At 44.7% G+C, this 13,938-nt stretch carries 11 protein-coding genes; 5 read left to right on the forward strand and 6 right to left on the reverse strand.

Features of this window, described 5'->3' with window-relative positions:
• The first annotated feature begins 168 nt into the window (after positions 1-168).
• Positions 169-837, forward strand: coding sequence for a carbonate dehydratase (can, locus tag NB463_RS12390; RefSeq protein ID WP_005379996.1), 669 nt, complete (start codon positions 169-171; stop codon positions 835-837).
• A 77-nt stretch (positions 838-914) separates the two neighbouring features.
• Here the strand turns inward: can and hpt are convergent, their stop codons facing one another.
• Positions 915-1,445, reverse strand: a complete 531-nt coding sequence (hpt, locus tag NB463_RS12395) for a hypoxanthine phosphoribosyltransferase (protein ID WP_005379995.1) — start codon at positions 1,443-1,445, stop codon at positions 915-917.
• A gap of 318 nt (positions 1,446-1,763) precedes the next feature.
• Between hpt and opaR the strand changes: the two genes are divergently transcribed.
• Positions 1,764-2,378 (forward strand): transcriptional regulator OpaR, encoded by a 615-nt coding sequence (gene opaR / locus NB463_RS12400; RefSeq protein WP_031780576.1) that lies wholly within the window; start codon positions 1,764-1,766, stop codon positions 2,376-2,378.
• A 145-nt stretch (positions 2,379-2,523) separates the two neighbouring features.
• On the opposite strand, the gene lpdA is transcribed toward opaR, so the two are convergent.
• From lpdA to ampD, 5 genes are all read right to left on the reverse strand, one after another.
• Positions 2,524-3,951 carry a dihydrolipoyl dehydrogenase gene (gene lpdA / locus NB463_RS12405; protein ID WP_005379993.1) on the reverse strand — a complete coding sequence of 476 codons (1,428 nt, stop codon included), beginning with the start codon at positions 3,949-3,951 and terminating at the stop codon, positions 2,524-2,526.
• A 267-nt stretch (positions 3,952-4,218) separates the two neighbouring features.
• Positions 4,219-6,117: a pyruvate dehydrogenase complex dihydrolipoyllysine-residue acetyltransferase gene (gene aceF, locus NB463_RS12410; RefSeq protein WP_258432223.1), complete on the reverse strand. Its 1,899-nt coding sequence runs from the start codon at positions 6,115-6,117 to the stop codon at positions 4,219-4,221.
• Between the two features lie 19 nt (positions 6,118-6,136).
• Positions 6,137-8,800, reverse strand: coding sequence for a pyruvate dehydrogenase (acetyl-transferring), homodimeric type (gene aceE, locus NB463_RS12415; RefSeq protein ID WP_005396679.1), 2,664 nt, complete (start codon positions 8,798-8,800; stop codon positions 6,137-6,139).
• A gap of 48 nt (positions 8,801-8,848) precedes the next feature.
• On the reverse strand, positions 8,849-9,616 hold the full coding sequence (gene pdhR, locus NB463_RS12420; protein ID WP_258432224.1) for a pyruvate dehydrogenase complex transcriptional repressor PdhR: 768 nt from the start codon (positions 9,614-9,616) through the stop codon (positions 8,849-8,851).
• 405 nt (positions 9,617-10,021) lie between these two features.
• Positions 10,022-10,573, reverse strand: a complete 552-nt coding sequence (ampD, locus tag NB463_RS12425; RefSeq protein ID WP_053809205.1) for a 1,6-anhydro-N-acetylmuramyl-L-alanine amidase AmpD — start codon at positions 10,571-10,573, stop codon at positions 10,022-10,024.
• Positions 10,574-10,665: 92 nt separating this feature from the next.
• On the opposite strand from ampD, the gene nadC reads away from it, so the two are divergent.
• The 3 genes from nadC (at position 10,666) to pilB (ending at position 13,938) form a co-directional block, all read left to right on the forward strand.
• The gene (gene nadC / locus NB463_RS12430; protein ID WP_258432225.1) at positions 10,666-11,553 is read left to right on the forward strand and encodes a carboxylating nicotinate-nucleotide diphosphorylase; all 888 of its coding nucleotides are present in this window, start codon (positions 10,666-10,668) and stop codon (positions 11,551-11,553) included.
• A 261-nt stretch (positions 11,554-11,814) separates the two neighbouring features.
• Positions 11,815-12,252, forward strand: a complete 438-nt coding sequence (locus tag NB463_RS12435) for a pilin (protein WP_053809203.1) — start codon at positions 11,815-11,817, stop codon at positions 12,250-12,252.
• Positions 12,253-13,938, forward strand: coding sequence for a type IV-A pilus assembly ATPase PilB (gene pilB, locus NB463_RS12440; RefSeq protein WP_053809202.1), 1,686 nt, complete (start codon positions 12,253-12,255; stop codon positions 13,936-13,938).

Genomic DNA, 13,938 nt, shown 5'->3' on the forward strand with positions numbered 1-13,938 from the left:
TTAGGCCTAATTTTACGTTTTTATTGATGAAAACTAGTCAGATGAGTCCTGTCTGACGAATATTTAACGAGATCGAAATTGTAACATTGTGTATAGTTACAAAACTGATCGCTTGCATGTTCATATAAGCGGCAGCGCTTTTGTCTTTTAAGGGAAGTAGTTTGCAAGATGCCGGAAATTAAACAGTTATTTGAAAACAATTCAAAATGGTCTCAAGAGATCAAATCTGATCGACCTGAATACTTCGCAAAACTCGCAGAGGGTCAAAAGCCCGATTTTCTTTGGATTGGCTGTTCTGATAGCCGTGTCCCTGCCGAGCGACTAACCGGACTATACTCGGGTGAACTATTCGTTCATCGGAATGTTGCAAACCAAGTCATCCATACTGATCTCAACTGTCTGTCCGTCGTTCAATACGCCGTAGACGTTCTTAAGGTTAAGCACATCATTGTCTGTGGACACTATGGCTGTGGTGGCGTAAACGCTGCCATTGATAACCCTAAGCTAGGTCTTATTAATAATTGGCTGTTACATATAAGAGATATCTATTTCAAACACCGCACTTACCTAGATCAAATGCCGCAGCAAGATCGAGCGGATAAACTAGGCGAGCTTAATGTTGCAGAGCAAGTGTACAACTTGGGTAACTCAACCATCCTGCAAAACGCTTGGGAGCGTGGGCAAGATGTTGAAATTCATGGCGTGGTATACGGCATTGAAGATGGTCGTTTAGAGTACTTAGGCATTCGTTCTAACTCTAAGGAAACCGTAGAAGCGTCTTATCAGAAAGCCCTTTCGACGATTCTAAATACAGACAATAAGCTGCTTTGTCGCTAAGCTACATCTAAAAGTTGAACAAAAAACGCCCATCTAAGATTGGCGTTTTTTTATATTTTTAATGCTGCTCTCAATGATTATTCTTGAGGTACAACTTTACCGATGTATGGTAAGTGGCGGTATTTCTGCGCGTAATCAATACCCACACCAACGACAAACTCATCTGGGATTTCGAAACCAATCCAATCCACAGGAACATTCACTTCACGACGAGATGGTTTATCTAGGAGCGTACAAATCGCGATAGACTTCGGCTCACGCAGCGATAAGATCTCACGGATTTTATTTAGTGTGTTACCTGTATCAATGATGTCTTCAACAAGCAAAATGTCTTTGCCTTTGATGTCATCATCCAAATCTTTCAAGATACGAACGTCACGTGAACTTTCCATTGTGTTGCCGTAGCTTGACGCTGTCATAAAATCAACTTGGTGAGTCAGTTCGATAGCACGTGCCAAGTCTGCCATAAATACAAATGAGCCACGCAATAAGCCTACCAACACAAGATCTTCACTACCTTGATAACGCTCTGTAATTTGTTTGCCTAATTCACGAACTCGTTCCTGAACTTCTTGCTCAGAAATCATGACTTCTATTGTATGTTTCATACTGTGCTCAATCTAATTTGTGGGTTGAGGTAAGTCGCACGCAAACGATCACCTAATCTTACGGCGTGTAGTGTATCACCACGTTCATTGGGTTGAAAGTCACATCCTGTTGCCAAAAAATCTTGGAAGAAGGTCTTAGTTTTATAAAGTTCATAGCTAAATTTATCAATAATAATGACATTACTGTATATAAATTGTTCTACAGATGTTGACCTTGTTGATATGCACCATTACACTCATCACTGCTTTAAGCAACTATTAAAATAATCAATTAGGGGGTTACCCCCAATATCAACTCAAATGGCAAGGAAAATGGATATGGACTCAATTGCAAAGAGACCTAGAACTAGGCTTTCCCCGATCAAACGTAAGCAACAGTTAATGGAAATCGCATTGGAAGTGTTTGCGCGCCGCGGCATCGGTCGTGGTGGTCACGCAGATATCGCAGAAATTGCTCAAGTTTCTGTGGCGACCGTTTTTAACTACTTCCCGACTCGTGAAGACTTAGTGGATGAAGTACTCAACCACGTCGTACGTCAGTTCTCGAACTTCCTATCGGATAACATTGACTTAGACTTACACGCACGTGAAAACATCGCCAATATTACTAATGCAATGATCGAGCTTGTCAGTCAAGACTGTCACTGGCTAAAAGTTTGGTTCGAGTGGAGTGCTTCAACACGTGACGAAGTATGGCCATTGTTTGTTTCAACTAACCGTACTAACCAGTTGCTGGTACAAAACATGTTCATTAAAGCGATTGAACGTGGCGAAGTGTGTGACCAGCACGATTCAGAACACTTGGCAAACTTGTTCCACGGTATTTGTTACTCACTGTTTGTCCAAGCGAACCGTGCAAAAAGTGAAGCGGAACTTAAGCACCTTGTTAGTTCATACTTAGACATGCTTTGCATTTACAACCGTGAACACTAAAGCTTAACTCGCAATATATGTCAGCCCACCGTTTGGTGGGCTTTTTATTGTCTTCTGTCAGCTAAGAACACATTTATATTCCTAACTAACAAGCATAAAAAAACCGCTGCAATGCAGCGGCTTCTATCATTCAGTCAGAAAAAGCTTACTTCTTCTTAACTGCTTTTTTGTTTGGCAGGTCAGTGATTGAACCTTCAAATACTTCAGCAGCTAGACCTACAGACTCGTGTAGAGTTGGGTGAGCGTGGATAGTCAGAGCGATATCTTCTGCATCACAGCCCATCTCAATTGCAAGGCCGATTTCACCAAGTAGTTCACCACCGTTAGTACCAACGATAGCACCACCGATTACGCGGTGAGTTTCTTTGTCGAAGATTAGCTTAGTCATACCGTCTGCACAGTCAGATGCGATTGCACGACCTGATGCTGCCCATGGGAATGTCGCCACTTCGTACTTGATGCCTTCTTCTTTCGCTTCTTTTTCAGTCTTACCAACCCAAGCTACTTCTGGCTCAGTGTACGCAATTGAAGGGATAACTTTAGGGTCGAAGTAGTGCTTCTTACCAGAGATAACTTCAGCAGCTACGTGACCTTCATGCACACCTTTGTGAGCAAGCATTGGTTGACCAACGATATCACCGATCGCGAAGATGTGAGGAACGTTAGTACGCATTTGCTTATCAACGTTGATGAAGCCACGCTCGTCAATTTCTAGACCCGCTTTTTCACCGTCGATTAGCTTACCATTTGGTACACGACCGATAGCTACTAGAACCGCATCGTAACGCTCAGCTTCAGCTGGCGCTTTCTTGCCTTCCATTGAAACGTAGATACCGTCTTCTTTTGCTTCAACTGCTGTTACTTTCGTTTCTAGCATTAGCTTGAACTTGTCTTTGATACGCTTAGTAAATACTTTCACGATATCTTTGTCTGCTGCAGGAATTACCTGGTCAAACATTTCAACAACTTCAACTTTAGAACCTAGAGAGTGGTAAACCGTACCCATTTCTAGACCGATGATACCACCACCCATGATAAGCAGTTTTTCTGGCACTTCTTTTAGTTCAAGAGCGTCAGTAGAGTCCCAAATACGTGGGTCTTCATGCGGGATAAATGGCAGTTTGATTGGACGAGAACCAGCCGCAACGATTGCGTTGTCAAAGTTAACAACTGTTGGCTCACCTTCGCCTTCTACAAGGATAGAGTTAGGGCCAGTGAACTTACCGTAACCGTTAACTACTGTTACGTTACGCATCTTAGCCATGCCGCTTAGGCCGCCAGTTAGTTGGTTAACAACTTTTTCTTTCCAGATGCGGATTTTGCTGATGTCTGTTTGAGGCTCACCGAACACAACGCCGTGGTCAGCCATCGCTTTCGCTTCTTCAATTACTTTAGAAACGTGAAGCAGTGCTTTAGATGGGATACAACCCACGTTCAGACATACACCGCCAAGCGTGCTGTAACGTTCAACTAGTACAGTTTCAAGACCTAAGTCCGCACAACGGAATGCAGCGGAGTAACCAGCAGGACCAGAACCAAGTACAACAACTTGGGCTTTAATTTCTTTGCTCATTTTGACCTCTTGTAGTCATTATCCCTAACAGGCTGAGTGGGTATCGATTTTTTATGTTTAAGAGAGATTTGTTTTAAACAGTTATTTTCAGACCGCTAACAGTTTACAGAGATGTTAATGGTGTGAAAAGTAAATCAATTTAGCCTGTGAGCTAGACAACAATTCGATTGTGAAAACCCTGAACGAAGCAAGGCTGATAACCAAATTGTCGGTAATTATGATTAGCAGAGGCGGCTAAGTTGCCGCCTCTCATTCATCTAATTTCTATTACAGAACTAGACGACGAATGTCAGATAGACATGAGTTTAGGTAAGTGATGAAGCGCGCACCTTCAGCACCATCGATCACACGGTGGTCGTATGATAGAGATAGTGGAAGTTGTAGACGCGGTTCAAACTCTTTACCGTTCCATACCGGTTTCATCTCTGACTTAGACACACCTAGGATACCAACTTCTGGCGCGTTTACGATTGGAGTAAACGCAGTACCGCCGATACCACCTAGGCTAGAGATAGTGAAACAACCACCTTGCATGTCAGCCGCTGTTAGCTTACCAGCACGTGCTTTCTTAGAAACCGCCATTAGCTCTTCAGATAGCTCGTAGATGCCTTTCTTGTTCACGTCTTTAAATACAGGAACAACTAGACCGTTTGGTGTATCTACCGCGATACCAACATTCACGTATTTCTTCAGAATTAGGCTCTCACCGTCTTCTGATAGAGAAGAGTTGAACGCTGGGAACGCTTCAAGCGCTTTAGCTACTGCTTTCATGATGAACACAAGTGGTGTGATCTTCATGCCAGTGTCTTTCTTCGCTTCAATCGCGTTTTGCTCTTTACGGAATGCTTCAAGAGCCGTGATGTCTGCGTTATCCCACTGTGTAACGTGCGGGATCATTACCCAGTTACGGTGTAGGTTTGCACCAGAGATCTTCTTAATACGAGATAGCGGTTGAACTTCTGTCTCACCAAACTTGCTGAAGTCCACTTTTGGCCATGGTAGTAGACCAAGAGCCGCGCCGTCGCCTTTACCAGATGCTGCTGCACCTGCGCCAGACTCAAGACGCTTAAGTGCATCTTTCACGTAAGCTTGAACGTCTTCTTTTAGGATACGGCTCTTACGACCAGAACCTTTAACCTTAGAAAGATTAACGCCAAATTCACGCGCTAGACGACGAACAACTGGAGACGCGTGAGCATACTCATCGTTTTCTTTGAAATCGCCAGTCGCTGCTGGAGCTGCTGCCGCTGGAGCTTCTGCTTTAGGAGCCGCCGCTGCAGGTGCTGCCGCTTGAGCTGGAGCCGCTGCCGGAGCAGGTGCTGCGCCCGCTACTTCGAATACCATGATTAGTGAGCCAGTAGACACTTTGTCGCCAGCTGCAATCTTGATTTCTTTAACTGTGCCAGCGAATGGTGCAGGAACTTCCATAGAAGCTTTGTCACCTTCAACAGTGATTAGAGATTGCTCTTCTTCCACTGTGTCGCCAACCGCAACCATGATCTCAGTAACTTCAACTTCGTCGCCGCCGATATCTGGAACGTTCACTTCTTTTGCCGCAGACGCTGCTGGAGCTGCTGCCGCAGGAGCTTCAGTTGCCGCTGGTGCTGGTGCTGCTGGAGCGCCTGAACCTGCTGTTTCGAACACCATGATAAGTGAGCCAGTCGATACTTTATCGCCTGCTGCAACTTTGATCTCTTTTAGAGTCCCTGCGAATGGCGCTGGAACTTCCATAGAAGCTTTGTCGCCTTCAACAGTTAGAAGAGATTGCTCTTCTTCGATGCTATCGCCAACGGCAACCATGATTTCAGTAACTTCTACTTCATCACCACCGATGTCTGGTACGTGAACTTCTTTTAGTTCTGCCGCTGCTGCTGGAGCTGGAGCTGCTGCTGGAGCTGCTTCTGCCGCAGGAGCAGGTGCAGCGTCAGCTGCACCCTCGGCTTCGAAAATCATGATTAGAGAACCAGTAGAAACCTTGTCGCCTTCTGCAACTTTGATTTCTTTAACGATACCCGCTTGAGAAGCAGGAACTTCCATAGAAGCTTTATCGCCTTCAACTGTGATCAGAGACTGCTCTTCTTCAACCTTGTCGCCAACGCTTACAAGAATCTCAGTAACTTCAACCTCATCCGCACCGATGTCTGGTACATTAATTTCGATTGCCATTTCTTATCTACCTTCTTAATTAAGCGTATAGCGGGTTTGTTTTCTCTGTGTCGATGTCGAATTTCTTAATTGCTTCTGCAACTACAGATTTCTCAACTTCGCCACGTTTCGCTAGTTCAGTTAGCGCTGCTACTACTACGTAACCTGCGTTCACTTCGAAGTGACGACGTAGGTTTTCACGGCTGTCTGAACGACCGAAGCCATCAGTACCAAGCACTTTGAAAGACTCAGCAGGAATGTATGCACGAACCTGCTCTGCGTAGTTCTTCATGTAGTCAGTTGCTGCGATAGCAGGCTCAGTGCCCATTACTGTTTGGATGTAAGGTACTTTTGCTTCCGCTTCTGGGTGAAGCATGTTGAAACGCTCTGCATCTTGACCATCGCGAGTTAGTTCGTTGAATGACGTTACAGAGTAAACATCAGAAGCAACACCGTAATCTTCGCTTAGGATTTGAGCTGCTTTACGTACTTCATTCATGATAGTACCAGAGCTCATTAGCTGAACTTTCGCTTTGTCGCCAGTGTAAGTTTCTAACTTGTAGATACCTTTACGGATGCCTTCTTCAGCGCCTTCTGGCATTGCTGGCATTGCGTAGTTTTCGTTCATTAGCGTTAGGTAGTAGAACACGTTTTCTTGTTCTGGACCGTACATGCGACGGATACCGTCTTGCATGATTACTGCTACTTCGTACGCGAATGTTGGGTCGTAAGAAATACAGTTAGGAACCGTACCCGCCAAAATGTGCGAGTGACCGTCTTCGTGCTGTAGACCTTCACCGTTCAACGTTGTACGACCCGCAGTTGCACCTAGTAGGAAACCACGTGCTTGTTGGTCACCCGCCATCCACGCCATGTCGCCAACACGTTGGAAGCCGAACATTGAGTAGTAGATGTAGAACGGAATCATTGGTAGGTCGTTTGTCGAGTATGAAGTCGCAGCAGCAACCCATGAAGACATAGCACCTAGCTCGTTGATACCTTCTTGTAGAACCTGACCTGAAGTCGCTTCTTTGTAGTAAGAAACAACGCCACGGTCTTCTGGTGTGTAAGTTTGGCCGTGCGGGTTGTAGATGCCGATTTGACGGAACAGACCTTCCATACCGAATGTACGCGCTTCGTCAGCAATGATCGGAACGATGTTCTTACCAATGTTCTTGTTCTTAAGTAGAACGTTTAGTGCACGTACGAATGCCATAGTAGAAGAGATATCACGCTTCTGTTCTTCTAGTAGTGGCTTGAATTCTTCTAGCTCAGGAACGATGAATTCTTGAGTGAATTTTGGTAGACGCTGTGGTGTGTAGCCGTGTAGCGCTTTACGACGAGCGTGTAGGTATTCGTACTCTTTTGAACCTTCTTCAAGTTTCAGGTACGGAAGTTCTTTCACAGCTTCGTCAGTTAGGATGTCTTGAAGACCTAGACGATCACGTAGGTGTAGTACGTGAGTCATGTCCATCTTCTTAACTTGGTGCGCGATGTTCTTACCTTCAGCCGCTTCACCCATGCCGTAACCTTTAACAGTCTTAGCTAGGATTACTGTTGGACGACCTTTAGTTTCTGCCGCGTTTTTGTATGCCGCGTATAGCTTAGAAGACTCGTGACCACCACGCTTAAGTGCGAAGATTTCGTCATCAGTCATGTCAGCAACAAGTGCCGCTGTCTCTGGGTATTTACCAAAGAAGTGCTCACGTACGTACGCGCCATCTTTAGATTTGAATGTTTGGTAGTCGCCATCGATCGTTTCGTTCATAAGCTGTAGAAGCTTACCAGAAGTATCTTTAGCTAGTAGTGAATCCCAGTTGTTACCCCAGATTACCTTCACTACGTTCCAACCAGCACCTTTGAACAGACCTTCAAGTTCTTGAATGATCTTACCGTTACCCATTACAGGGCCATCTAGACGCTGTAGGTTACAGTTGATTAGGAAACATAGGTTGTCTAGCTTCTCACGCGCAGCGAAAGAGATAGCACCACGTGATTCTGGCTCATCCATCTCACCGTCACCTAGGAACGCGTAAACGCGCTGCTCTGAAGTATCTTTAAGACCACGGCCTTCTAGGTACTTAAGGAAACGAGCTTGGTAGATAGAAGCGATTGGACCTAGGCCCATCGATACTGTCGGGAACTGCCAGAATTCAGGCATCAGTTTAGGGTGCGGGTATGAAGGAATACCTTTGCCGTCTACTTCTTGACGGAAGTTGTCTAGCTGCTCTTCAGTTAGACGACCTTCAACGAATGCACGTGAGTAGATACCTGGTGAAATGTGACCTTGGTAGTAAACTAGGTCGCCACCGTCCTTCTCGTTTGGCGCACGGAAGAAGTGGTTGAAACATGTCTCGTAGAACGCAGCAGAAGACTGGAAAGACGCCATGTGGCCGCCTAGCTCTAGGTCTTTCTTAGATGCACGTAGAACGATCATGATAGCGTTCCAACGAATAATTGAGCGAATACGACGCTCAAGTGTTGTGTCACCTGGGTATGCTGGTTCTTGGTCTGCAGGAATCGTGTTGATGTAGTTAGTTGTGATACCTGTTGGCATATCAACACCGTCTAGACGTGCTTTGTCTAGAACTTGCTCTAATAGGAATTGAGCACGCTCTAGACCTTCTTCACGTACAACTGACTCAAGCGCTTGTAGCCATTCTTGAGTTTCCAGTGCATCTACGTCATGCTTCATATCAGACATGGCGATCTATCCTTCTGTTGGTTGGATCTACTTATTTAAGTAACGCTCTTACGAGTCGTTACCCTGCTGAATTCGACGTAGAGAACGCTCTCGTCGAGACTCTTCTCGAGTCAAATCCAACAATGTTTCTTCGATGTAAGCCAAGTGCGAGTGGGACATTTCTCGCGCCTTTTCAGGCTGACCAGAAACAATCGCATCCACGATATTGGCTCGGTGTTTACTGACTTTCTCGACCGCTTCTGGGCGGCGACATAGTAATTTAAAATTTTGTAGAATATTTTGCTCAAGCAAAGGTGCTAAGCTTCGAACAATGTGCAACAAAACCACGTTGTGCGCGGCTTCGGTCAAAGCGATCAAAAATTGCATCACTTCCGCAGATTCAGCTTCGATATCGTTGTTTGCTTGCTCTTGGCTAATGCGTTCAAGGCAACCTTGAATACGCGCAAAATCTTCTTCGGTACCACGTAAAGCTGCAAAGTAAGCTGAAATTCCTTCCATTGCATGACGAGACTCAAGCACATCAAGCTGGGTTTCAGAATGACTAGACAACAAATTCAACAAGGGATCTGAAAAGCTCTTCCAGATATTCTCACTTACGAATGTTCCGCCACCTTGGCGACGAGTTAACAAACGCTTCGCTTCTAAGCGTTGAATGGCTTCTCGGACTGAAGGACGAGACACATCGAACTGTCTTGCCAGTTCACGCTCTGGAGGCAGTTGTTGCCCCGGAGACAATGTTCCTTCCACTATCAACCTTTCTAACTCTTGTTCGATAACATCAGAGAGTTTTGGCTGACGAATCCTTTGATAAGCCATAATTTATTGTTCTTCTACTCTTGCAGGTAATTGGTAATACCAATTTTAAGTTGGTGCAGAAATTAACATAATTAAAACGCCACTGTCCAGCCGAAAATTGACCTAAATCATAGAACGAGCTTACTTCCAACACTCTGATAACAATCGACTGTTAAAACAGCAATAGAATTGGTATGACCAATTACATAAAGCATACAAATGGGAAGTCGACGTGCTAGCAATTTTGGAAAAGAAATACAGAAAATGACAAAATTATCAGTCTATTTCTTGACCAAAACGGCGTATACGAGCGTAAAAATGTAGTTAACTTTTAACAATCATTAATATTTCTGGTATCAAAAAAAGGCATACCTGATCGTATGCCTTATTTATTTCGCTTTTTTGAATTTACACTTTCGCTACAAATCAACGCTGTATAAGCTGTCTATATTTCACCCAATCAAAGCTTAGACCAGGATCGCTTTTTCTCAAGGGCGCAATATATTGATGACCAGTAATTCGTGGCAAGGTGATTTGAGGATAAGACTGCATAATCACCTCAGTGATCTCTGCAAGTGATTGATATTGCGCTTCTGTGTAGGCAGTAAATTCTGTCCCTTCAAGCTCGATACCAATGGAATAGTCATTACAACGCTCCCTACCCGCGAAACTGGATTGACCGGCATGCCATGCTCTATCGAGAAAAGAAACAAATTGAACAACCTCGCCGTTTCTCTTAATCAAGCAATGTGCAGAAACGCCCATTTTGTGAATAACTTCAAAAAATGGATGTGCGTTTGGGTCTAGCTTGCCAGTGAAGAAGTCCTCTATATATGGTCCACCAAACTGCCCAGGAGGCAAACTGATGTTGTGTACCACCAGTAGAGAGATGTCGTTTGTATCAGAGCGGGCATCAAAAAATGGTGACGGAACATGCTTTGCCTGTGTCAGCCAGCCATTCTCGATAATTGGGCGCATATCAACCTCTCTACTTTGCAAATTAACTGCTGAAATTATTGACACCGGAGAGTATCATCCGTTGCCATCTCCCTTTCAAGACAAGATTTGCGATGAAGAACACACACAACATTCAAGAACGCCTAGAATACCTTAAACAACAACTCCCTTTAGAGATCACTCGCTCTGTCGCTGATACCTTAAAAGAAGATCTAGGTGGCAGTGTCGACGCAGATAACGACATTACTGCATCTTTGATCCCTGCCGATGCGGTTAATACCGCAACGGTTATTACTCGTGAGCATGGTGTGTTCTGTGGTCAAGCATGGGCAGATGAAGTTTTTAAGCAGCTCGGTGGCAAGGTCAGCATTGAATGGCACGTAAAGGACGGCGATAAAGTCGAACCTAACCAAACCCTTTGCACGCTGACAGGCCCTGCTCGTGACTTGTTGACTGGTGAGCGTAACGCAATGAACTTCATCCAAACGCTGTCTGGCTGCGCAACAGTTACCGCAGAGTACGCTGAAAAAATCGCGCATACTGAGTGTCGTCTACTAGACACACGCAAAACCATTCCTGGTCTGCGTAGCGCACTAAAATACGCCGTGACCTGCGGTGGTGGCTTTAACCATCGCATCGGTGTGTTCGACGCTTACCTTATTAAAGAAAACCACATTATTGCTTGTGGTGGTATTACTCAAGCGATCCAAAAAGCGAAAGAGCTCAACCCAGGCAAACCGGTAGAAGTAGAAACGGAAAGCTTAGAAGAGTTGAAACAAGCGATAGACGCCGGTGCCGACATCATCATGCTAGATAACTTCACAAAAGAAATGATGCGTGAAGCCGTAGCGATTAACGCAGGTCGTGCCGCTTTAGAGAACTCCGGCAACATTACGCTAGAGACCATCGCAGAATACGCAGAAACCGGTGTCGATTACATTTCGGTAGGCGCGTTGACTAAGCATCTAAAAGCGATGGATCTTTCGATGCGCTTCAAATAGTTGAAGCAACAAATATAAAATTACTTCAACTAACTCAGTAGGTTGTGAGTAATTCATCATTAAAAAGGGCCTATTGGCCCTTTCTTTTTATCCGCTAAAAAATAGTACTACTCGCAAAACTCTGCATGCGATATGCAACTTTTCACCAAAGAGTTTTATCTCACTCGAGAGCCCATCTCTTCCCCATTTTCAACCCACCTTAACTCTCCATAATCTTTCGCTAATGCAAGAGCATTATTAATTTTTAGGAAAGGGTTAAAAATGAAAAACAGTAAACAGAAAAAACAACAGGGTTTTACTCTGATCGAATTGATGATTGTGGTGGGAATTATCGGTATTCTTAGTGCGTTAGCGATCCCAGCCTATCAAAGTTATGTTTTAAAAACCGAAGCTAATACAGCTGTGAGTGTACCACGAGCACTGACCACCAATATTGATATGTACATTCAAGAAAAAGGGGTTTTCCCTCCTAACTCTGATATTGGTGATGTTGGTGGTGCAACGGACATGAGTGCACTTGGAACACTAAAACTAACCCCAGGTACTGGGGAAGCTGGTGAGTTAGAGTTCGAAATCACCAACACAGAAGCTTCTCTAGCCAACAAAAAGATTACTTTTGCAAGGACCTCTGCGGGTTGGAAGTGTACACATGACACAGGGCAAAACCTAAAAGGTTGTGGCGCAGCAGTAACACCTTAGATGTTAACCAACCTCTCAACCATTCTTCGTCAAAAAGGATTACTGACGTTTTCCCAAGAAGAATCGTTAATAGAGCAAGTCAAAGCTTCTGGCATTTCAATGCCGGAAGCTTTACTCAGTTCTGGATTATTAACATCAAGCGAGCTCGCTGATCACTTAAGTTCTCTCTTTGGTTTGAGTCAGCCCGAGTTATCTCAGTATGAGTACGCTTCGCTTTGTCAACAACTCGGTCTACGTGAATTAATCACTCGACATAACGCACTCCCACTCCAGCGTACGTCTTCAACGTTATTACTCGCCGTTGCCGACCCCACGAACCAACAAGCAGAAGACGATTTCCGCTTTGCCACTGGTTTACAGATTGAACTGGTCTTGGCGGATTTTCGTCAACTCAGCGCGGCAATTCGACGCTTATATGGTCGTTCATTGAGTCACGAGAAGTCCGGATTAAAAGAGATCAACCAAGAAGAGTTAGCCAATCTGGTTGACGTGGGCGCAGATGAAATCGACAACATTGAAGACTTGAGCCAAGACGAATCTCCTGTTAGTCGTTATATCAACCAAATTCTGTTGGACGCTGTGCGCAAAGGCGCATCCGATATCCACTTTGAACCTTATGAAAAGATGTACCGCGTTCGCCTACGCTGTGATGGCATCTTAATTGAAACACAGCAGCCACCAAGCCACTTAAGTCGCCGCTTATCCGCTCGTATCAAAATCCTCTCTAAGCTTGATATTGCAGAGCGACGTTTACCACAAGATGGGCGTATTAAGCTCAAGTTGAATCAAGACACCGCGATTGATATGCGTGTATCCACGCTACCGACTCTATTCGGAGAGAAAATTGTATTACGACTGCTCGACAGCAGCTCTGCGTCACTGGATATCGACAAGCTTGGTTATAGCGAACAACAAAAACAATTGTACTTGGATGCGCTGCGTCGCCCACAAGGCATGATTCTGATGACAGGCCCTACCGGGAGCGGAAAAACCGTTTCTCTGTACACTGGGCTGAGTATTCTCAATAAGCCAGAAATCAACATTTCCACAGCAGAAGATCCGGTAGAAATTAACTTATCGGGCATTAACCAAGTACAAGTACAGCCCAAGATCGGCTTTGGCTTCGCAGAGGCATTACGCTCTTTTCTTCGTCAAGACCCCGATGTAGTAATGGTCGGTGAGATTCGTGACTTAGACACTGCGGAAATCGCCATAAAAGCATCGCAAACCGGTCACTTAGTACTTTCAACCTTACATACCAATTCTGCGGCTGAAACGGTTATTCGTTTATCAAACATGGGCGTAGAAAGCTTTAACTTGGCCTCATCTCTTAGTTTGATTATTGCCCAGCGCTTAGCCCGTAAACTGTGCTCGCACTGCAAACAATCACAAGAGCTTACCGTTCAGCTACAACATCTCGGAATTCAAGCAAGCGACAACATTTTTAAAGCCAATCCCGATGGATGCAATGAGTGTACCCATGGTTATTCCGGCCGAACGGGGATTTATGAAGTGATGCGCTTTGATGAATTTCTTTCCGAAGCGCTTATTAAAGGCGCGTCGGTACATGAACTAGAAAAACTCGCCATCGCAAATGGTATGAGCACGTTACAAATGTCGGGCATAGAAAAACTCAAACAAGGGATCACAAGTTTTAGTGAACTACAGCGCGTACTTTATTTTTAA

The sequence above is a fragment of the Vibrio sp. RM-41-2B genome (genome assembly GCF_024744415.1).
In the GTDB taxonomy this organism is placed as follows: Bacteria; Pseudomonadota; Gammaproteobacteria; order Enterobacterales; family Vibrionaceae; genus Vibrio; species Vibrio diabolicus.